At 64.3% G+C, this 20,112-nt stretch carries 16 protein-coding genes and 2 tRNA genes; 10 read left to right on the top strand and 8 right to left on the bottom strand.

Annotated elements, in window-relative coordinates; translation table 11 throughout:
• The first annotated feature begins 59 nt into the window (after positions 1-59).
• Together PSO31014_RS17370 and PSO31014_RS17365 are read left to right on the top strand one after the other, a co-directional pair.
• Positions 60-314 (top strand): hypothetical protein, encoded by a 255-nt coding sequence (locus PSO31014_RS17370; RefSeq protein ID WP_150552764.1) that lies wholly within the window; start codon positions 60-62, stop codon positions 312-314.
• A 54-nt stretch (positions 315-368) separates the two neighbouring features.
• Positions 369-599, top strand: a complete 231-nt coding sequence (locus PSO31014_RS17365; protein ID WP_150552763.1) for a hypothetical protein — start codon at positions 369-371, stop codon at positions 597-599.
• A 114-nt stretch (positions 600-713) separates the two neighbouring features.
• Here PSO31014_RS17365 and PSO31014_RS17360 read toward each other — a convergent pair whose 3' ends face one another.
• Positions 714-1,796, bottom strand: a complete 1,083-nt coding sequence (locus tag PSO31014_RS17360) for a calcium:cation antiporter (RefSeq protein ID WP_150552762.1) — start codon at positions 1,794-1,796, stop codon at positions 714-716.
• A 280-nt stretch (positions 1,797-2,076) separates the two neighbouring features.
• Here PSO31014_RS17360 and PSO31014_RS17355 point away from each other — a divergent pair, with 280 nt between their 5' ends.
• The 3 genes from PSO31014_RS17355 (at position 2,077) to PSO31014_RS17345 (ending at position 4,684) form a co-directional block, all read left to right on the top strand.
• Positions 2,077-2,937 (top strand): fumarylacetoacetate hydrolase family protein, encoded by an 861-nt coding sequence (locus PSO31014_RS17355; protein ID WP_150552761.1) that lies wholly within the window; start codon positions 2,077-2,079, stop codon positions 2,935-2,937.
• Between the two features lie 212 nt (positions 2,938-3,149).
• Positions 3,150-3,812, top strand: coding sequence for a DNA-3-methyladenine glycosylase I (locus PSO31014_RS17350; RefSeq protein ID WP_150552760.1), 663 nt, complete (start codon positions 3,150-3,152; stop codon positions 3,810-3,812).
• Positions 3,812-4,684: a 23S rRNA (adenine(2030)-N(6))-methyltransferase RlmJ gene (locus PSO31014_RS17345; protein WP_150552759.1), complete on the top strand. Its 873-nt coding sequence runs from the start codon at positions 3,812-3,814 to the stop codon at positions 4,682-4,684. The genes PSO31014_RS17350 and PSO31014_RS17345 overlap by 1 nt, the downstream gene beginning before the upstream one ends.
• 86 nt (positions 4,685-4,770) lie before the next feature.
• Here the strand turns inward: PSO31014_RS17345 and PSO31014_RS17340 are convergent, their stop codons facing one another.
• The 4 genes from PSO31014_RS17340 to PSO31014_RS17325 all read right to left on the bottom strand — a co-directional run bounded on the left by PSO31014_RS17340 (position 4,771) and on the right by PSO31014_RS17325 (position 7,123).
• Entirely contained in the window at positions 4,771-5,442 is a 672-nt protein-coding gene (locus tag PSO31014_RS17340; RefSeq protein ID WP_246176757.1) for a 16S rRNA pseudouridine(516) synthase, read from the bottom strand.
• A 119-nt stretch (positions 5,443-5,561) separates the two neighbouring features.
• A tRNA-Leu gene (locus PSO31014_RS17335) sits at positions 5,562-5,646 on the bottom strand.
• Positions 5,647-5,781: 135 nt separating this feature from the next.
• The gene (locus PSO31014_RS17330; protein ID WP_150552757.1) at positions 5,782-6,696 is read right to left on the bottom strand and encodes a LysR family transcriptional regulator; all 915 of its coding nucleotides are present in this window, start codon (positions 6,694-6,696) and stop codon (positions 5,782-5,784) included.
• Between the two features lie 342 nt (positions 6,697-7,038).
• A tRNA-Leu gene (locus tag PSO31014_RS17325) sits at positions 7,039-7,123 on the bottom strand.
• 280 nt (positions 7,124-7,403) lie between these two features.
• Between PSO31014_RS17325 and rnr the strand changes: the two genes are divergently transcribed.
• Both rnr and rlmB read left to right on the top strand, forming a co-directional pair.
• On the top strand, positions 7,404-9,977 hold the full coding sequence (rnr, locus tag PSO31014_RS17320; protein WP_174976554.1) for a ribonuclease R: 2,574 nt from the start codon (positions 7,404-7,406) through the stop codon (positions 9,975-9,977).
• A gap of 180 nt (positions 9,978-10,157) precedes the next feature.
• Positions 10,158-10,931, top strand: a complete 774-nt coding sequence (gene rlmB / locus PSO31014_RS17315; RefSeq protein ID WP_150552755.1) for a 23S rRNA (guanosine(2251)-2'-O)-methyltransferase RlmB — start codon at positions 10,158-10,160, stop codon at positions 10,929-10,931.
• Between the two features lie 118 nt (positions 10,932-11,049).
• On the opposite strand, the gene tal is transcribed toward rlmB, so the two are convergent.
• On the bottom strand, positions 11,050-12,000 hold the full coding sequence (gene tal, locus PSO31014_RS17310; RefSeq protein ID WP_150552754.1) for a transaldolase: 951 nt from the start codon (positions 11,998-12,000) through the stop codon (positions 11,050-11,052).
• Between the two features lie 127 nt (positions 12,001-12,127).
• Here tal and rpiA point away from each other — a divergent pair, with 127 nt between their 5' ends.
• Positions 12,128-12,820: a ribose-5-phosphate isomerase RpiA gene (gene rpiA / locus PSO31014_RS17305; RefSeq protein ID WP_150552753.1), complete on the top strand. Its 693-nt coding sequence runs from the start codon at positions 12,128-12,130 to the stop codon at positions 12,818-12,820.
• Positions 12,821-12,835: 15 nt separating this feature from the next.
• Positions 12,836-13,906, top strand: coding sequence for a serine endopeptidase (locus tag PSO31014_RS17300; RefSeq protein ID WP_150552752.1), 1,071 nt, complete (start codon positions 12,836-12,838; stop codon positions 13,904-13,906).
• 187 nt (positions 13,907-14,093) lie between these two features.
• Here PSO31014_RS17300 and PSO31014_RS17295 read toward each other — a convergent pair whose 3' ends face one another.
• Positions 14,094-14,369 carry an oxidative damage protection protein gene (locus tag PSO31014_RS17295; protein WP_150552751.1) on the bottom strand — a complete coding sequence of 92 codons (276 nt, stop codon included), beginning with the start codon at positions 14,367-14,369 and terminating at the stop codon, positions 14,094-14,096.
• 177 nt (positions 14,370-14,546) lie between these two features.
• Complete coding sequence (gene argA, locus PSO31014_RS17290; RefSeq protein WP_150552750.1) at positions 14,547-15,896, bottom strand: amino-acid N-acetyltransferase; 1,350 nt, start codon at positions 15,894-15,896, stop codon at positions 14,547-14,549.
• Between the two features lie 95 nt (positions 15,897-15,991).
• Here argA and hrpA point away from each other — a divergent pair, with 95 nt between their 5' ends.
• Positions 15,992-20,083 (top strand): ATP-dependent RNA helicase HrpA, encoded by a 4,092-nt coding sequence (hrpA, locus tag PSO31014_RS17285; RefSeq protein ID WP_150552749.1) that lies wholly within the window; start codon positions 15,992-15,994, stop codon positions 20,081-20,083.
• Positions 20,084-20,112 lie beyond the last annotated feature (29 nt).

Raw genomic sequence — 20,112 nt, 5'->3', positions numbered from 1 at the left:
GCGCCGGTATGCCGCACGCCGTGCGACGTGCTACGATGCCGCCTTTTCACGGGATCGACATGAGTTTTGAAGGTTGCCTGCCGGCGGAGGACTTTTACTATTGGGCGGAGACGTCGCCCGCGCCGGACGGGCAATTCCACGGAGTGGTGCATTTCACCGGCTGGCGCGACGTGGACGACGTCATCGAAACGCTGGACCCGCCGCTGACCCACACCACGCCTGACGCCTATCGCTGGGCGAACGACGCGCTCGAAGCCGCTCATGCGATGGCGAAGACGCTGGCCGCCGACGGCAGCCTCGGCATCGATCTCTGAACCCCTGAATTTCACCCGGCCTGCCTGAGGGGCAAGGCCACCACGGACCGCATCATGACACAGACCAAATTTGAAATTCAGAAGCGCAAGGGCCTGAAGATCGACGCCAGCGTGCGTCGCGGCCCGCAAGGCGGCAAGCAGGTCGGCGCGCAAAACAAGCGCAATGCCGCCGGCAGCAAGCTGCTGGGCGCGTTGCTCGGCACCGCTTCGGAAGACGCGACGGCCGTCGACGCCGCCGGCACGACCAGCAACGACGCGACAAAGCAGGGCGCGGACAAGGCCTGAGCGCGTCGAGTGCGCGGCTGACGCGACGACGCCACGTCCACCGCGTCAACCTGCTGGACAATCAAACGTCCCCCCGACGCCCACTTCGGGCGAGCGCTTCGGCCCGTCCGCGGGTCAAGGAACGATCGCCAGGAACAGGAAGGCGGCGAACAGCACCAGATGGACGGCGCCGTGCAGCACGGTTGTGCGTCCGGTGCCGAGCGTGATCACGCCAACGAGCAGCGTCACGGCAAGCAGCACGGTCTCCTTCGGCGCAAGCCCCAATTCGATGTGCTGATCGAGCACGAGCGAGACGGCCGCCACGGTCGGAATCGTCAGCCCGATACTCGCCAGCGCTGAACCGAGCGCCAGATTCAGACTCGTCTGCAGCTTGTTTGCACGTGCGGCGCGCAAGGCCGCCAGTCCTTCCGGCAACAATACCAGCGCGGCAATCACGATACCGACGACCGCTTTCGGCGCGCCGGCGTCGGCGACCGCTTGTTCGACGGCGGGAGAAAGCTTTTTCGCCAGGCCGACCACGGCCAGCAACGCCACGACCAGCAGCCCCAGGCTCAGCACGGCCGTGCGGCTCGACGGCGGCGCCACATGCACTTCCTCACTCGGCGCTTTGGACAGGAAGTAATCGCGATGGCTCACCGTCTGCACGAATACGAACACCATGTACAGCACCAGCGAAATCATGCCCTCGAAGGCCAGTTGCGACGCCGTGAGTCCCGGGCCCAGTACCGAGCTCGTGTAGTTCGGCAGCACCAGTGTGAGCACCGACAGCGCGCACAGCACCGCGAGCGCGGCACTCGCGCCTTCGACATGAAAGCCCTGCGTGTGATGACGCACGCCGCCGAAGAGCAGGCACAGCCCGACGATCCCGGTCGAGACGATCATGATGGCCGCGAAGACCGTGTCGCGTGCCAATCCCGCCTTGTCCGGTCCTCCCGAGAGCATCACCGAGACGATCAGGGCCACTTCGATGATGGTGACGGCCACGGCCAGCACCAGAGTGCCGAACGGCTCGCCGACCTTGTGGGCGACCGTTTCGGCGTGGTGCACGGCGGAGAATACGGCGCCGGCCAGGGCGGCGGCACACACCGCCAGCGAGGCGCCGTAAGGTAGGAGCCCGGCGAGGCCGAGCACGACAAGGGCCACGATCGGCGTGTACATGGTCCAGTGGCTCAGCATGGCGGTCTTTGAGGAGGACATCGTCGGAGACTCCAGAATTCGGGGAACGGATAGGGCGCGAGGGACAACAGATCCAGCGACGGCGGGAACCTTGCCTCGGTGAGAACGTCGGGGCGGCGAGCCATGGTCTCAGAAAAGTGACACCCCGACAACAGACGCCATTGACACGCCACGTTGCGAGCCTCGCCGTCATTGACGCGTTGGGGGCGACCGGCGTAGTGTCTCGTGCATTCGTCTTACCACCAAGCTGTCGACGGGTAACCGTGTTGCTCACTTCTGTCGCGGCACAAGGAGAACTGTTTTGAAACTGCTGCGTTTCGGCCCGAAGGGGCAGGAAAAGCCGGGCCTGCTCGATGGCGACGGCAATGTGCGAGACCTCTCCGGAGTGCTGGCCGACATTACGCCCGAGACGTTGAGTCCGCAGGGGCTGGCGGCATTGCGCGCGCTGGATCCGGCGACGTTGCCGGTGGTGAAATCGCCGGGGCGTTTGGGCGTGCCGTTCTCGGGGTTGGGCAAGTTCCTGGCCGTCGGCCTGAACTACAGCGACCACGCGGCGGAAGCGGGTTTGGACGCGCCGTCCGAGCCGGTGCTCTTCACCAAGTGGGAGAACTGCCTGAACGGCCCGAACGACGCCGTGGTGCTGCCCAAGAACGCCGTCAAGGGCGATTGGGAGGTCGAGCTGGGCTTCGTGATCGGCAAGACGGCACGCTATGTGCCGCTGGAGAACGCGCTCGACTACGTAGCGGGCTATTGCCTCGTGAACGACGTCTCCGAGCGCGAGTTCCAGATCGAGCGCGGCGGTACGTGGGACAAGGGCAAGGGTTTCGACACGTTCGGTCCGGTCGGACCGTGGCTCGTGACGACCGACGAGATTCGCGATCCGCAACAACTGGGCCTGTGGCTCGACGTGAACGGTGTACGCCGTCAGACGGGCCACACGTCGAAGATGATCTTCAGCGTGGCGTATCTCGTGCATTACATGAGCCAGTTCGCCACGCTCAAGCCAGGCGATCTCGTCACGACCGGCACGCCGCCAGGCGTCGGCCTGGGGCAGAAGCCGCCGGTGTTCCTCAAGCCGGGCGACGTGATGCACCTGGGCATCGATGGCCTGGGCGAACAGACGCAGGAAGTGCACGCCTACGACACGCGCTGGCTCGACTGAGCGCGTGGCGGATGGCCTTCCTGTCTATCGCTCAGGGTGACGGATGTCCGGCGTTCGACCCGGAAAATTCTGTCTTGGCATAGTCCGTCGGCGCAAAGTCATGCGTGGCATGGGCTGTGCGGTTCGCTTCGCGCGCGATTGCTGGCACACTTGTCCCATTCGTCTGCACATGTCCGCGCCACTTGCGCGCGGACGCAACTATCGAGAGACCAATGGAACGATGTCCGTGGAGCGATGGCTTCGAGCAGTATCGTCAGTATCACGACGAAGAGTGGGGGGTGCCGCTGCGAGATTCGCGCGCGTTGTTCGAGCTGTTGATGCTCGAAGGCGCGCAGGCGGGACTCTCCTGGTCCACCATCCTTAAGAAGCGCGACAACTACCGACTGGCGTTCGATCGCTTCGATCCGGTGCGGATTGCGGCGTTCGGGCCAGAGGACGAGGCTCGCTTGCTGGCGGATGCCGGGATCGTGCGCAACCGTCTCAAGATCGCCGGCGTGATCAAGGGGGCGAGGGCCTATCTGGCGATGGAGGCCGCGGGTACGCGTTTTAGCGACTTTGTCTGGCAGTTTGTCGGCGGCGAACCGTTGCAGAATCGCTGGACAGCGCTTGGCGAGGTGCCGGCGAGCACCGCCGTCTCCGATGCGATGAGCAAGGCGTTGAAGAAGGCGGGATTTACCTTCGTAGGCTCAACGATCTGCTATTCGTTCATGCAGGCGGCGGGTCTGGTGAACGATCATCTTGTCGCCTGTCCGCGTCACAAGGCAGTGAAAGCGAAGGCGTTGGCGTCGAATCAAAGCGCCATCGTGCAAGTCCGGAAACGCCGTGTGGGCGCGTCGTCGGCTACAATCGCGCCTGACGAATCAGGATCTGCCTAATGTTCAGCTACCGCCACGCCTTTCACGCCGGCAATCACGCCGACGTACTGAAACACTTTATCGCCGTTGAATGCATCGATTACATGCGCCAGAAGGACGTGGCGTTCTGGTACATCGACACGCATGCCGGCGCAGGCGGTTACGCGCTCGATGGCAAATGGGCCGACAAGACCGGTGAGTTCGAGACCGGTATCGGCCGTCTCTGGACGCGTGACGATCTGCCGCCGCCGCTCGCGGACTACGTCACGTTGGTGCGCGAATTCAATCCGGACGGCAAGCTGCGCTATTACCCGGGCTCGCCGTTCTTTGCCCTGCAACTGCTTGGGGATCGCGATCGGCTGCGTTTGTTCGAGATGCATCCGACCGAGCAGGACGTGCTTCGCGAAAACTTCGAGGCGCAGGGTCGGGAAGTGGCGCGTCGTACGATGATTTTTGGTGCCGACGGGTTTGCGGGGCTCAAGACGATTCTGCCGCCGGCGTCGCGCCGGGCGTTCACGCTGATCGATCCGTCGTACGAAGACAAGCGCGATTACACGCGTGCAACGCAGACCGTGCAGGAGGGCCTCGACCGCTTTCCGACGGGCATGTATGCCGTGTGGTATCCGCTGGTGCAGCGTCGTGAGGCAGCGCAGTTGCCGGAGCGCATGAAGCGGCTCACGATCAACGGGCAGCCGATCAAGAACTGGGTGAATGCGTCGCTGACCGTGTGCAATCCGGTGCCGGGCGGTATGGGCCTGCACGGTAGCGGCATGTTCATCGTGAATCCGCCGTACATGCTGCAGGACACCCTCAAGACGACGTTGCCGTATCTCGTCAAGACGCTCGGCCAGGACAAGGGCGCGCAATTCATGCTCGAAGGCCGGCAGAGCTGACACGTCCGACCCGAGAGGGTCGGTTCACCGCTATCGTCGCATCCGACGCCGCCTCCGACGTGGCCGCCAACGTCAACGCGTGGCCCTCATTTGCCGGAGGCGGGCACTTCGTACGGTAGCGACAACAGTTCTTCCGGCGCGAGATAGCGCCATTCGCCCAGTGCGAGATTGCCCATCGGCAGACCGCCGATGGCGATTCTGACCAACCCCTCCACCCGATTGCCTGCGGCGGCGACCATCCGTTTGACCTGATGGTATTTGCCTTGCGTGATCGTCATGGCGATCTCGTGAGACGAGGCACGCATGACATCCGTTGCGGCGAGAGGCTCCGATTCGTCGCGCAGCAATACGCCGTCGCGCAAGGCCTGCAACATGTCATCGGTGACTGGATGCTTGGTCGTGGCCACATACCGCTTGGGCACGTGGCGACGCGGCGACATCATGGCATGCAGGAAAGGGCCGTCGTCGGAGAGCAGCAGCATGCCAGTCGTATCCTGGTCGAGGCGACCGGCCGGCTGCACGCCGCGCACGGCCATCGGCAAGGGGAGTAGCGAATGCACGCCTTCGTGATGCGTCGGACTCGTGGAACACTCATAGCCTTGCGGCTTGTTGAGCAGCACGTAGACGTGTTCGCGATATTCCCACGGCTCGCCGTCGAGCGTGAAATGCAGACCTCGCGGGTCCAGCGACTCGCGCGGATTGTCGTGCACCACGCCGTTGATGGCAAAAGCACCGGTGAAGATGAGCTTGCGGCACATCTTGCGACTGCCGAAGCCCTGCGATTGCAGTAAACGATCTAGCTCGATGATGCGTTCTCCGTCCAGGCATGCATGAAAAAAGCCGATGATCTTTCGATCATCGGCTTTCTTAAAATTTTTGGTGCCCAGAAGAGGACTCGAACCTCCACGGTGTTACCCGCTAGTACCTGAAACTAGTGCGTCTACCAATTCCGCCATCTGGGCTTCGTCAGCTCGCTTACTGCTAGCTCGCTACGAAGAAGCAAGATTATGCCGAGAGGCTCACATGCTGTCAAGCGGTTTGCGGCAAAAATTGATAGGCCACGGTCGCCGGCCTACCCAATCGGGTGCACCGCCACGTTACGCGGCGCGGCCCATATGCTCCGACCGAATCATGTCGATCAAATGGCGCAAACCCGGCAGCGTTTGACGTCGGCTCGGGTAATACATCGACAACGGCGGCCCGTCGACGGCCCAGTCCATCAACACGGCTTCGAGCGTGCCGTTGGACAGTGCCTGCGACACGTTTCGCTCCAACACGTAGGCCAACCCCAGGCCGCCCGTTGCCGCCGCAATCACGCCGTCGCTCTCGTTGATGCTCAGCGCCCCCGGTACATCAAGTTCGATCGCCGTCGGCCCGTTGCCCAGCTCCCACTTATAGAGCGTGTTGTCGCCCAAGCGCATCCGGATGCAATTGTGCGACATCAGATCCTGCGGCACCTTTGGTCGACCCTGTCGCGCGAGGTAGGCGGGCGACCCAACCACGATCCACTTCAGCGTGGGCGTGAGCGGTGTCGCGATCATGTCGCCCGGCACCGTATCGCCATACCGCATGCCGGCATCGAAACCTTCCGCCACGATGTCGAGCATCCGGTCGTCTACTGTGACATCCAATTCGATGTCCGGATACGCCGCCACGAATCGCGGCAGAATCGGATCCAGCAGCAACCGCGCCGCATCGCGCGGCACGTTCAGTCGCAAACGCCCGGCCGGCGACGCGCGGTATCGGTCCAATGCATCAATGGCCGATGCAATCTGCTCGAGGCCCTGTTCCAACTCCTTCGCCAGTGCGGCACCCGCGGCCGTCGGCGACACGGAGCGACTCGTGCGGTTCAGCAACTTCACGCCCAGGCGCGCTTCCAGATTGCGCATCGCGTGACTCAGGGCCGAGGTCGTTACACCCAGTTCGGTGGCGGCCTCCCGAAAACTCTGCCGGCGGCAGATCGTGACAAAGACGTTCAAATCGGCAAGCTCACCGCGAGTGAAGGCAGGCATGTCATTCCCAACAAGTATCAAGCAACCGAAACCGAATACGCGCAGCACGCGCGGCACGCCCAACACGTTAAGTGGTCGTTGAGCAATATTCAATTTTTTATGAGGCAAATTCTACCGATTTCGCTCGGCGTCTGCGCAGAGCATCTGTGGCGTGACGCGCGCGACACCCATTGCGAATCGCGTGCGCGGTCACGGACATCGGGCCCGCTCCCCGGTCGATCGGCGTCGATGGTTGGCAGTGCGCTGTACTGGCGTCGACGGTCGGGGAGGGAGGGGGGGGCGGTGGGCAAGCGCGCATGAAAAAAGCCGATGATCTTTCGATCATCGGCTTTCTTGAATTTTTGGTGCCCAGAAGAGGACTCGAACCTCCACGGTGTTACCCGCTAGTACCTGAAACTAGTGCGTCTACCAATTCCGCCATCTGGGCCTCGACAGCTCGCTGACTGCTTGCTTGCTGCGAAGAAGTGAGATTATGCGTATGCCGTGCGGCACTGTCAACACTTGAGCGGAATAATTTTTCTTTTTTCTCACCCGCCTGCAAGCCCACGCTCAAATTCCGCATAGGTGGCAGTTTTCGCGAGGTTTGCCGTATGATTGTCCCTGACTGTGCGACCCCGCGTTTTCGCGCAACGCACAACACCACGGACCGTCGGGCGCCAGATGCGCCCCTCGGCCGGACTCAACCGGCACAGCAACGCTACCGACCTTTGAGCAAATATCCCTATCCGATTCCGAGCCGCGAAGAAATCCTCGGTGTCCTGCGCACCGCCGATGCCGCGCTGTCCGCCAACGATATCGCCGAAGCCCTGGCGATCAAAAAGCAGGAGCGCGAAGGCTTCTTCAAGCGCCTCGCCGCCATGGAGCGCGATGACCAGATTCGCCTCGACCGCCGCGGCTACTATCAACTGACCCACCCCTCGAACTTCATCGCCGGCCGTGTCATCGGTCACCGCGACGGCTACGGCTTCGCCGTGCGCGACGAGGGCGGCGACGACCTCTTCCTTCCCAGCGAAGAGATGAAGAAGGTCATGCACAACGACCGCGTCCTTCTGCGCGTTGCCGGCTACGATCGCCGAGGCCGTCCGGAAGGGCATATCGTCGAAGTGGTGAGCCGTGCCAACACGCACGTTATCGGTCGCCTGCTCAACGAAAACGGCGTGATGGTCGTCGCCCCGGAAGACAAGCGCATCGGCCATGACATCCTGATCCCGCCGCGCGCCCAGGGCAAGGCCAAGGTCGGCCAGGTCGTGTCCGTCGAACTCACCGATTACCCCAGCCGCTATAGCCAGCCCATCGGCCGCGTCTCGGAAGTCCTTGGCGACATCGACGACCCCGGCATGGAAATCGAAATCGCCGTGCGCAAGTACGGCGTGCCCCACCAGTTCTCCGCCGAAGCGCTCGCCGCCGCCGGGGCGCTGCCCGATGAAGTGCGTGCGCCTGATCTGCGTCACCGCATCGATCTGCGCGACGTGCCGCTCGTCACCATCGACGGAGAAGATGCGCGCGACTTCGACGATGCCGTGTACTGCGAGCCGGCCAAGGTCGGCCGCAGCGATGGCTTCCGCCTGATCGTCGCCATTGCCGACGTCTCGCATTATGTGACTCCCGGCGGCCCCCTCGACGCGGACGCCCTGACGCGCAGCACATCGGTCTACTTCCCGCGACGCGTCATTCCGATGCTGCCGGAAAAGCTCTCAAACGGCTTGTGCTCGCTCAATCCCGACGTGGATCGCTGTGTCCTCGTGTGCGACGCCCTCGTCGCCCCGAACGGCGAAGTCAAGGCCTATCAGTTCTATCCGGCCGTGATCCACTCGGCCGCACGCCTGACCTATACCGAAGTGGCCGCTGTTCTCGGCAACACCAAAGGCCCCGAAGCCCAACGCCGCGCTGCGCTGCTGCCGCATCTGCAGAACCTGTACGAGCTGTACAAAGTGCTCGCGAAAGCGCGCAAGACGCGTGGGGCCATTGAATTCGATTCGACCGAGACGTATATCGTCTGCAACGCGCAAGGCAAGATCGAACAGATCCTGCCGCGCACGCGCAACGATGCTCACCGTCTCATCGAGGAATGCATGCTCACGGCCAACGTGTGCGCCGCCGACCTGCTCAAGCGTCACAAGCAGGCGGGCCTGTACCGGATTCACGCCGGTCCGTCGGGCGAACGACTCCAGGTGCTGCGCACGTTCCTCAAGACGCTTGGGCTGTCGCTCGGCGGTGGCGACGAGCCTGCAACGTCCGATTACGCGGACCTGATGACGCAGATCGAGTCGCGCCCCGACGCACCCATGCTCCAGACGATGCTCCTGCGCTCGATGCAGCAGGCCGTCTACAGTCCGGACAACATCGGCCACTTCGGTCTGGCGTATCCCGCCTACGCGCACTTCACCAGCCCGATTCGCCGCTACCCGGACCTGCTCACGCACCGTGCCATCAAGGCGATTCTGGCGGGCAAGAAGTACGAGCCAGAAGTCCCGCCGGGTGTGGAAATGACGACCGGCCTGTCGCCGCACGCGCGCAAGCTTCAGAAGGCTGACGACTCCGCCGCCGGGAAAGCCAAGAAGGCCGCAGGCACCAAGAAGCACGATGCCATATGGGACGAGCTGGGCCTGCATTGCTCGGCGAATGAGCGGCGCGCCGACGAAGCCTCGCGCGACGTCGAAGCGTGGCTCAAGTGCTACTTCATGCGCGACAAGCTCGGCGAGGAATACGGCGGCACGGTCAGCGCCGTCACCTCGTTCGGCATCTTCGTGCAGCTCGACGATCTCTTTATCGAAGGCCTCGTGCATGTCACGGAGCTGGGAAGCGATTACTTCCAGTTCGACGAAGTGCGACACGAACTGCGCGGCGAACGCACCGGCATCCGCTATCGATTGACCGACCGCGTTCGCGTGCAGGTGAGCCGTGTGGACCTGGACGCGCGCAAGATCGACTTCCGTCTCGTACGCGAGGTCAACGCTCGCACGCTGGCGAAACCGTCGGGTCGCGCCGAGCGCGGCGGCGCACCGGTACCGGCCCCCGCCGCCGGTGCACCCGGACTGGCCGGTTCGGCGGGTTCGCCGGGTTCTGCCGCTGCGCGGCCGGGCATCCGCCAGATGCCCAAGGGCGGCGCGTTGCTCAACGGCGTGCAACTGGCCCCGGCAGGCAAGCATCCCGCCAAGCCGAAGCCCGTGAAAGTGAATGTCGCGAGAGGAGAGCGAGGGGCGACGTCGCCCGCCAAGCCCGGTGGCGGCAAGGCGCCGGCCAAGCGTTCGGGAGGTCCGGCGAAAAAACCGCGTCGTTGATTCGCGCAGCGCGGCGGAGGGTTTGCAGTAAGATGGGCGCCTTGTGCCGGCGGTGACCGGCAACAGGGGTCCGCGATGGATTGCGGCGGCGGTGGCCCATGCGGGCTCCGCCGCCGTCGTGCTTTGTGCGGCGCCCGTTGTCGGCGGCCGTGCCGGCACACGCTATTTTGAGGATGGGAAATGAGTCAATTGAAACTGCTGTTCGGCTTTCATGCCGTGACGGCGCGTCTGCGCCACGATGCCGGTAGCGTCGAAGAGATTTACTACGATCCGAGCCGGCGCGATCGCCGCATGACGGACTTCCTGAAGCACGTGGAGTCGCTCAAGGGCGCCCCGGGCGTGAAGATCAAGGTCATTCAGGCCGACGGCAAGCGCCTGGACGGCATGGCCGGTTCGTCGCGCCATCAAGGCGTGGTCGCGCGTGCTCAGGAAGTGTCGCTGGCGCTGAACCTCGACGAATTGCTCGACGGCATCTCCGGACCACCGCTGCTGCTGGTGCTCGACGGCGTGACCGATCCGCATAACCTCGGCGCGTGCCTGCGTGTCGCCGACGGGGCCGGGGCGCACGCGGTGATCGCACCGAAAGACCGCGCCGTCGGCCTGAATGCGACCGCCGCCAAGGTGGCCAGCGGTGCGGCGGAAACCGTGCCTTACATCATGGTGACGAACCTCTCGCGCACGCTTCGGGAATTGCAGGAGCGTGGTATCTGGGTGGTCGGCACCTCCGACGACGCCCCTGCCGACATCTACCGCACCAAGCTCACCGGGCCGATGGCGATTGTCATGGGTGCGGAAGGCGAGGGCATGCGCCGACTGGTGCGCGAGCACTGCGACGAGCTGATGAGTATTCCGATGGCGGGCGGCTGCGAAAGCCTGAACGTCTCGGTAGCGAGCGCCGTCTGCCTGTACGAAGCGGTACGCCAGCGCGCAGTGGCGGCCAAAGGCGCGAAGTGACAAACGTGAAGTGAGCGACTTCACGCCGAGGGGATGACGTCAAGGACGTGAGGTCAGCGGCGCGAAGCCCAGCCAACGACGCCCGGCGCAAGATTGCCGGGCACGTCGCGGGGTTCGTTTAGCGTGCCGCGTCGATCAGCGCTTCGAGCTTGATCGCATCGGCGGCAAACGCGCGGATCCCTTCCGCGAGTTTTTCGGTCGCCATGGCATCGTCGTTCAGCGCAAAGCGGAACGATGGCTCATCCGTTTTCACGCGATCGATGTTTGCGGCGCGGGCGTCCTTCGCGTCGAGCTGGCGATGGACTTCGCTCTGTGTCGTGCGGAGTTGTTCGAGCAGGGCGGGGCTGATCGTCAGCAGATCGCAGCCTGCCAATGCCAGGATCTGCCCGGTCGAGCGGAAGCTCGCGCCCATGACTTCCGTGTCATGGCCGAAGTGCTTGTAATAGCGATAGATGGCGGCCACCGAGCGCACGCCCGGATCGTTTTCTCCCGCGTTGTCCGCCTCGACCCAGTTCGCACCCGCCGACTTCTTGTACCAATCGTAGATCCGGCCGACAAACGGGGAAATCAGCCGGGCGCCAGCCTCGGCGCAGGCCGCCGCTTGCACCAGCGAAAACAGCAGCGTCATGTTGCAGCGAATTCCGTCGCGCTCGAGAATCTCGGCTGCACGAATGCCTTCCCACGTCGAAGCAATCTTGATGAGCACGCGGTCGCGCTCGATGCCTTGCGCCTCATACATGGCGATGAGCTTGCGCGCACGGACCACCGTGCCGGCCGTGTCGAACGACAGTCGCGCGTCCACTTCCGTCGACACACGGCCCGGCACGATGTCCAGAATTTCCCGCCCGAAGGCAATCAGCAGGCGGTCGATGATCTCCGCGGTGGATTCCGCGCGGTGTTCACTGACGATGCGGGTGAGCATCGGGCGGTAGGCGTCCTTCTGGACGGCACCGAGAATCAGCGACGGGTTGGTCGTGGCGTCTTGCGGCTTGTAGGCGTCCATCGCCTGGAAGTCGCCGGTGTCGGCGACAACGATCGTATGGCGTTTGAGCTGGTCGAGCTGATTCATGAGAGCGGCCTTGCGAGAAATGCACTGCGTGACATGAAGTCCGGGATGCGACCGGGCGATGAAAAACGGCGCGGCCCGCCTGACTCCGGTAAACTTCCGACTTTACCAAACTTTGCCGGAAATCCCCATGACCCAGGACGAACTCAAGCGCTTGGTCGGCCAGGCAGCCGCCGACTATGTGAACCAGCACGTGCCCGAGGGCAGCGTGATCGGCGTGGGCACCGGGTCCACCGCGAACTGCTTCATCGACGCGCTCGCCGCTCACAAGGGCCGCTATCGCGGTGCCGTCTCCAGTTCCGAGGCCAGCACCGAGCGTCTGCGCAAACATGGCATTGAAGTCTTCGACCTCAACCAGATCGACAGCCTGCCCGTTTATGTTGACGGTGCCGACGAGATCAACGCGCTTGGCCACATGATCAAGGGCGGTGGCGGGGCGCTTACGCGCGAGAAGATCGTCGCCTCGGTGGCGAAGGAATTCGTGTGCGTCGTCGACGCGTCCAAGGAAGTTGCCGTGCTTGGCGTCTTTCCGCTGCCGGTCGAAGTGATCCCGATGGCGCAGGCGAGCGTTGCCCGGGCGCTGGCGGCACTGGGTGGCAAGCCGCAGGCGCGGGTGCGTGCCGACGGTAGCCCGTACATGACCGACAACGGGTGTGCGATTCTCGACGTCCACGGTTTGCAGATCCTCGACCCGGTGGCGTTCGAGACGCAGGTCAACCAGATTCCGGGCGTCGTGACCGTAGGGCTCTTCGCACAGCGCGGCGCGGACATCACGCTCATGGGTACGCCGCAAGGCGTGCGCACGCTCGACTACCAAAACTGATCCCGGGAGGGCAGGATGGCTGGATCGCGTCGTCTTCCCGAAACCTGGTTCCGCCGTGGCCTGTGGCTGATCGCCGTATTGTTTGCGGCGTTCCTCATTGGCCTGGGCGGGCTCGTCGTCGACAAATTGCCGGGCGTAGCGCCTGCGCCGACGCTCGACTCGTTCGTTGATCGCGGGCAGGCGGCGAGTGCGGACGCCGCCATCAAGCAGGCGCAGACCCAGCTCGAAGATATCGAGAGCCGGTTGGAGACGGCGCGTTTGCAGCTCAAGGCGCGGAGTACGGCGTATCGCAGTGCGCGAGAGTCGTTCAACGATTGGGTGGCTACGCGCACGGCGACGGCGCAGGCCAGTCAGGATATGGAACTGGTTGCGCGCACGCAGGCGCTCGACGCGTTGAAGGCGGCGCAGCGCGATGTGCAGACGCAAGTCGATGCCCTGGAGGCAAAACAGCTGGATGCTCAGCGCGCGGTGCAGTCGGCGCGCACGGTGCGTTATGCGCTGAACACGGCGGCGGGAGAAAAGCTTGCGGCGATCCAGCGCGCGCAGGATTTGAAGGTGTTTGGCATTCGGCTGGCGCTCACGCTGCCGTTACTGGTGGTGGCGGGATGGTTCTTTGTGCGTCAGCGCAAGAGCACGTGGTGGCCATTCGTGTGGGGCTTCATCTTCTTCGCGCTGTTTGCGTTCTTCGTAGAGTTGGTGCCGTATTTGCCGGACTATGGTGGATACGTACGGTATCTGGTTGGCATCGTGCTCACGGTGATGATTGGTCGTTACGCCATCGTGTCGTTGCAGCGATATCTGGCGAGGCAGAGGGCGGAGGAGCAGTTGCCGGACGAAGAGCGTCGCAAGACGTTGTCGTACGATTTGGCGCAGGCGCGGTTGGCGAAGTCGGTGTGTCCGGGGTGTGAGCGTCCGGTGAAACTGGACGATCCGAATCGCGACTACTGCGTGCACTGTGGCATTTGCCTATTCGACCAATGTAGTGAGTGCGACGCGCGCAAAAACGCGTTCGCGCATTTCTGCCATCACTGCGGAGCGGGTTCGACGGGCAAGAAGGCGGCCGTGGGTGGCACGACGCCTGCCTGACCATCGCATCCAGCAGATTCCAATCGAGACAAAAAGGGCCTACGACCCGAACGCCTGCCTGTTTCCCGCCGCCGGTGGCATGGCGCCATAGGGCGTATGCGGGGACGGATCGGGGCCCCTTTCTGCAGCGAGTTGGGTTTATGTCTGAGCGGCGGAAAGGGGCCCCGATCCGTCGGGGGGGAGGTGTTTACTCAGAGGGCGGCGGCACATAGCCTTGAGCGACATCGGCGCCGTCCCCGAAGAAATACTTTTCGGTTTGCTTGGCGAGGTATTGGCGGGCGCGCGGATCGGCCATATTCAGGCGGTTCTCGTTGATCAGCATGGTTTGTTGCTTGAGCCATCCGGCCCAGGCTTCTTTCGAGACGCTTTCCCAGAGGCGTTTGCCAAGTTCGCCGGGCATGGGGGGGAAATCGAGACCTTCGGCTTCTTTGCCGAGTTTGACGCATTGAATCATGCGAGCCATGGGGAACTCCTTCGTGATCTGATTGGGGCGTGAATGAATGTTGGGCGCATGAGTCGGTCCCCGAGAGGGGAATCGACGTGCGACGAAAAAGAGTGCAGCGGCCGAGAGCGGTAGATGGGGGCAGGGGCGGGAGACACAAGGGGGGGGCTTGGGTGTGCGCTGCCTGCCTGACCTTCGTTACAGCTTCTTGATGAGCACGAGCGAGCGGCGTTGCCAGTTATACAGGCGGCGGCGGTCGGCGGGAAGGTCGTCGACGCCGGCCTTGACGAAGCCGCGCTTGAGGAACCAGTGCTCGGTGCGCGTGGTGAGGACGAACAGGCGATCCAGACCGCGGGCACGGGCGCGTTGCTCGACGTGTTTGAGCAGGCGTTCGCCGTCCCCGGAGCCTTGAGCTTCCGGGTCGACGGTCAGGCAGGCCATCTCGCCGATGCGTTCCATCGGATACGAATAGAGTGCCGCGCAGCCGAACAGGCGCCCATCGTGCTCGATGACCGAGAAATGATCGATGTCACGCTCCAGCTGGTTGCGACCGCGTCGCACCAGCGTGCCGTCTGCCTCCAGCGGTTCGATGAGCTGCAGAATGCCGCCGACGTCGTCGATCGTCGCTTCGCGCAGGCTCTCCAGGTTCTCATACGAGATCATGGTGCCCACGCCATCGTGCGAGAACAGTTCGAGCAGCATGCTGCCGTCGAGCGCGAAGGGCACGATGTGGGCGCGGCCGACACCCGCCCGGCAGGCGCGCGTCGCGTACTTGAGATAGAACGCCGAATCCCGGTCGAGCGTGCCTTGCGACTGCAGGCGCTGGGCGTCTTCGAGTGTCAGTTCGTGCTGCAACTCGTTATACTCGTTGATAACGCCGGGCGTTTCCGTGATGAAAATCAGCTTGTCGGCACGCAGCGCGATGGCCGCCGACGACGCCACATCTTCCATCGTCAGATTGAACGACTGACCGGTCGGCGAGAAGCCCAGCGGGGAAAGCAGCACGATCTTGCCGCTCGCCAACGACAGGCGAATCGACTCGGCATCGACCTTGCGGACCACGCCGGTGTGCTGGAAATCCACGCCGTCCACGATGCCCACCGGGCGCCCCGTGACGAAGTTGCCCGACACGACGCTGATGCGCGCATTGCCCATCGGCGTGTTCGGCAGCCCCTGGCTGATCGACGCTTCGATGTCCAGCCGCAGTTCCCCGGCCGCTTCCTTCACCGCTTCGAGCGCGGCCGCGTCGGTAATGCGCAACTGCTGGGCGAAGTGCGACTCGATATGTCGCAGGCGCATCTGCTCCTCGACCTGCGGTCGCGAGCCGTGCACCAGCACGATATGCATGCCCATCGCGCACAGCAGCGCGACATCCTGAATCAGGGTGTCGAGCCCGCCGGCCGCGACGAGTTCGCCACCGAAGGCGACCACGAAGGTCTTGTCGCGGAACGCATGGATATAAGGGGCGACCGATCGCAACCAGTCCACGAACTGGGCTTGGTGGGCGGTCTCTTCGTCTTGTAGGGCGGGGTCGGGTTCGGTCAGCATGAGTGTACGTGCGCAAACATCCGCAGATTATATAATGCGCGCCCATGGCAAGTGATGAACGAAATCGACAATCTCCGCCCCCGAAGCCGAAAGTGATGGCTCCGGGGCATACGCGCGCCCAACCCACGGTCACCGCGTCGACCCAAAAGCCCGCCAGACCGCCCAAACCCGCGAGCGCGGCACAGGCCGGCAGCCCGAACTCGGCAGGGGGGCGCCGCACCACGCCGGCCGAGCGCGCCGCGCGCGACGCCGAACGCCTCGCGGCGCGCCAGGCCTCCGCCAATCCGCTTCCCGACATCGTCTTTCCCGAGGCGCTGCCCGTCTCCGGCCGTCGCGAAGAAATTGCACGCGCCATCGCCGGCCATCAGGTCGTCATCGTGAGCGGCGAGACCGGCTCGGGCAAGACCACTCAGCTCCCCAAAATCTGCCTCGCGCTCGGGCGCGGGCTCGGCGCGGGCGGCACCGGCCTGATCGGCCACACCCAACCGCGCCGGATCGCCGCGTCGGCCACCGCGCGCCGCATTGCCGACGAACTGAACACCCCGCTTGGCGACATCGTCGGCTTCAAGGTGCGTTTCAACGACACCTTGTCCCATGGCGCGTCCGTCAAACTGATGACCGACGGTATTCTGCTCGCCGAGACGCAGACCGATCCGCTGTTGCGCGCGTACGACACCCTCATCATTGACGAGGCGCACGAGCGCAGCCTGAACATCGACTTTCTGCTCGGCTACCTCAAGCAGTTGCTGCCGCGTCGCCCCGACCTGAAAGTGATCATCACATCGGCCACCATCGACGCCGATCGCTTCGCCCGCCATTTCGGCACGGGCGAGGGCGACCACCTGCGCCCTGCGCCGGTCATCGAAGTGAGCGGGCGCCTGTACCCCGTGGAAGTGCGCTACCGGCCGATTCAGGACGATGCGCGCATCGCGAACGCGCTGGGGCGCGAAGGCAGCCGCGCCACCGCGCGCGACCGCGAGCGGGACCTGATGGACGGGATCGTCGACGCCGTCGACGAACTCTGCCGCGAAGGCGCCGGCGACGTGCTCGTCTTCCTGCCCGGCGAGCGCGAAATCCGCGAGGCGGCCGAGTCGCTGCGCAAGCATCATCCGCCGCACACCGAAATTCTGCCGCTCTTCGCGCGCCTCTCGGGCCCCGAGCAGGAGCGCGTGTTCAAACCGTCCAATGCGCGCCGTATCGTGCTGGCCACCAACGTGGCGGAAACCTCGCTCACGGTGCCCGGTGTTCGCTACGTGGTCGATGCCGGCACCGCGCGCGTCAAGCGATACTCGTACCGCAACAAGGTTGAACAACTGCAGATCGAGCCGATCTCGCAGGCCGCCGCCAACCAGCGCGCCGGTCGCTGCGGTCGCGTGGCCGACGGCGTGTGTATTCGCCTGTACGACGAAGCCGACTTCCAGGCGCGCGTGCGCTTCACGGACCCGGAAATCCTGCGCTCGTCGCTCGCCGCCGTGATTCTGCGCATGCAGTCGCTGCGGCTCGCCAAGGTCGAGGAATTCCCGTTCATCGAACCGCCGCCCGGCCGCGCCGTCGCCGACGGCTATCAACTGTTGGGCGAACTCGGTGCGGTCGACGACACCAACCAGCTCACCCCGCTTGGGCGCGAACTGGCGCGTCTGCCGCTCGATCCCCGCGTGGGCCGCATGATTCTGGCGGCGCGCGACCAGCAGTCGCTGCGCGAAGTCCTCATCATCGCGAGTGCGCTGGCCGTGCAGGATCCGCGTGACCGCCCCCTCGAAGCGCAGGACGCCGCCGACAACGCCCATCGCAAGTTCGCCGACGAACGCTCCGAATTCCTCTCGTGGCTCAAGATCTGGCAGTGGTTCGAAGAGGCCATCGCGCACAAGAAGTCGAACCGTCTGCTCGGACAGGCCTGCCGCGACAACTTCCTGTCGCAATTGCGCCTGCGCGAATGGCGCGACGTGCATAGCCAGTTGCTCACCGTCGTGCGAGAACAGGGATGGCGCATCAACGCGTCGGAGGCGACTTACGAGCAGGTGCATCTTGCCCTGCTCGCGGGCCTGCTCGGCAACATCGGCTGCAAGGCCGACGACGATCCGCATTTCCTCGGCGCGCACGGCATCAAGTTCCACATCTGGCCGGGATCGTCGCTCGTGAAGAAGGCCGGGCGCTGGGTGATGGCCGGCGAACTCGTCGAGACGAGCCGCCTCTATGCACGATGCATCGCCCGGATCGAGCCGGAGTGGATCGAACGCGTCGGCAAGCACCTGGTGAAGACGTCGCTCTCCGACGCGCATTGGGAGAAGAAGGCCGCGCAAGTCGTGGCGTACGAACGCGGCATGCTCTATGGCCTGACGATCTATGCGCGCCGACGGATGAACTTCGGACCGCGCGATCCGCGTCGCGCCCGCGAAATCTTCCTGCGCAGTGCGCTCGTGGAAGGCGAATGGGAGACCAAGCTCCCGTTCTACGCCCACAATCGCAAGCTGATCGCCGACATCGAGCAGCTCGAACACAAGTCGCGCCGCCAGGACGTGCTTGTCGACGACGAACTGATCTACGCGTATTACGATGCCCATGTCCCCGCCGACCTCTACGACGGCGCGAGCTTCGAGCACTGGTATCGCGAAACGGCCAAGGGCTCGCCGAAGCTGCTCTACCTTGTGCGCGACGATCTGATGCGTCACGAGGCAGCGGGCGTCACGACCGACTTGTTCCCGAAGAAGACGGCCATTGCGGGCATCGACATGGTGCTCAGCTATCACTTCGAACCGGGCTCGCCGCGCGATGGCGTAACGCTCGCCGTGCCGCTCTACGCGCTCAATCAGGTCGACGCGCGCCGTTGCGAATGGCTGGTGCCGGGCATGCTCAAAGAGAAGGTGCACCTGCTGATGAAGTCGCTGCCGCAGAAGCTGCGGCGTCACTTCGTACCGTTGCCCGAGTCTGCGGCAGGCTTCGTCGACCGGGCGGCGTTCGGACAGGGGGCGCTGCTCGATGCCCTCATCGCCGACGCGCGCGAACAGACCGGCGTCATGCTCAAGTCGAGCGACTTCAAGCTCGAAATGCTTCCGGCGCACCTGTCGATGAACTTCAAGGTGATCGACGAACACGGGCGTCAACTCGGCATGGGTCGCAACCTCCCGCAACTGCGTGCCGAACTCGGCCAGCAGGCGCAGCGCACATTTCAGCAGCTGGCGGCCAAGAGCGGCGCGACGCCGACCCGTGGTTCCGCCGTCGAGCCCGACGCGCATGGTGCGTCGGCGACGACGTCGCCGGCGGTGCGCGGCGAGGCGCGTGGTGCGGGGCGGGCGGGCACGCAGGCAGCGCCTTCAGCGGCTGCTGTCGAGCCCGGCCGCTACGACAACCTCTCGACGTGGAGCTTCGGCGAACTGCCCGAGATGCTGGAAATCCGTCGCGGCGGTCAGACGTTGTTCGGCTACCCGGCGTTGGTCGACCGCGGCGATCACTGCGATCTCGAAGTGTTCGACGATCCGGACGAAGCGCAACGGCAGCATCGCGCGGGTCTGCGTCGGCTCTTCGCGATTCAACTGCGCGAGCAGGTGAAGTACCTGGAGAAGAACATCCCGGGCCTGCAGCAGATGGCGATGCAGTACATGAACCTGGGGACGCAAGAAGCACTGCGGGAGCAGATCGTCGATCTGGCGCTGGAGCGCGCGTGCCTTCAGTTGCCTTGGCCGAGCGACAACGCGTCGTTCGTCGCGCGCAAGGACGAGGGGCGGGGACGCCTCACGCTGCTCGCGCAAGAGATCGCGCGGCTGGCCGGACAGATCCTCACCGAGTACGCGACCTTGCAAAAGAAGCTGGCCCAGGCCAAGCCGTTCGCGCAGGCGTATGCGGATCTGACGGCGCAGTTGCAGCGGCTGATCGGCAAGCGGTTCCTGATCGACACGCCGTACGCGCAACTGGCGCATTTTCCGCGCTATCTGAAGGCGATGACCGGACGTATCGACAAGCTCAAGGGGGATCCGACGCGGGACGCCCGCGCCATGAGCGAACTGGGGCCATTACTGCAAAACTGGCAGCGGGCGACGTCGCAACGCCGCGATCAGGGCGACGCGCGACTCGAGGAGTTCCGCTGGCTGCTCGAGGAGTTGCGCGTCTCGCTCTTCGCGCAGGAGTTGCGTACGCCCATGCCGGTGTCGGTCAAGCGTCTGCACAAGGTCTGGGAGGCGTTGCAGCGCTGACGCACGGCGTGCGCGGCCGTCGTGCGCAA

The organism is Pandoraea soli, assembly GCF_902459595.1.
GTDB classification, from domain to species: domain Bacteria; phylum Pseudomonadota; class Gammaproteobacteria; order Burkholderiales; family Burkholderiaceae; genus Pandoraea; species Pandoraea cepalis.
Note: the sequence above shows the minus strand (reverse complement) of the source record. Positions and strands in the feature narration are given on the sequence as shown.

Coding starts and splice junctions, on each gene's coding strand:
- PSO31014_RS17370 (WP_150552764.1), top strand. CDS start 60: ATGAGTTTTGAAGGTTGCCTGCCGGCGGAGGACTTTTACTATTGGGCG.
- PSO31014_RS17365 (WP_150552763.1), top strand. CDS start 369: ATGACACAGACCAAATTTGAAATTCAGAAGCGCAAGGGCCTGAAGATC.
- PSO31014_RS17360 (WP_150552762.1), bottom strand. CDS start 1,796: ATGTCCTCCTCAAAGACCGCCATGCTGAGCCACTGGACCATGTACACG.
- PSO31014_RS17350 (WP_150552760.1), top strand. CDS start 3,150: ATGGAACGATGTCCGTGGAGCGATGGCTTCGAGCAGTATCGTCAGTAT.
- PSO31014_RS17345 (WP_150552759.1), top strand. CDS start 3,812: ATGTTCAGCTACCGCCACGCCTTTCACGCCGGCAATCACGCCGACGTA.
- PSO31014_RS17340 (WP_246176757.1), bottom strand. CDS start 5,442: ATGTGCCGCAAGCTCATCTTCACCGGTGCTTTTGCCATCAACGGCGTG.
- PSO31014_RS17330 (WP_150552757.1), bottom strand. CDS start 6,696: ATGCCTGCCTTCACTCGCGGTGAGCTTGCCGATTTGAACGTCTTTGTC.
- rlmB (WP_150552755.1), top strand. CDS start 10,158: ATGAGTCAATTGAAACTGCTGTTCGGCTTTCATGCCGTGACGGCGCGT.
- tal (WP_150552754.1), bottom strand. CDS start 12,000: ATGAATCAGCTCGACCAGCTCAAACGCCATACGATCGTTGTCGCCGAC.
- rpiA (WP_150552753.1), top strand. CDS start 12,128: ATGACCCAGGACGAACTCAAGCGCTTGGTCGGCCAGGCAGCCGCCGAC.
- PSO31014_RS17300 (WP_150552752.1), top strand. CDS start 12,836: ATGGCTGGATCGCGTCGTCTTCCCGAAACCTGGTTCCGCCGTGGCCTG.
- PSO31014_RS17295 (WP_150552751.1), bottom strand. CDS start 14,369: ATGGCTCGCATGATTCAATGCGTCAAACTCGGCAAAGAAGCCGAAGGT.
- argA (WP_150552750.1), bottom strand. CDS start 15,896: ATGCTGACCGAACCCGACCCCGCCCTACAAGACGAAGAGACCGCCCAC.
- hrpA (WP_150552749.1), top strand. CDS start 15,992: ATGGCTCCGGGGCATACGCGCGCCCAACCCACGGTCACCGCGTCGACC.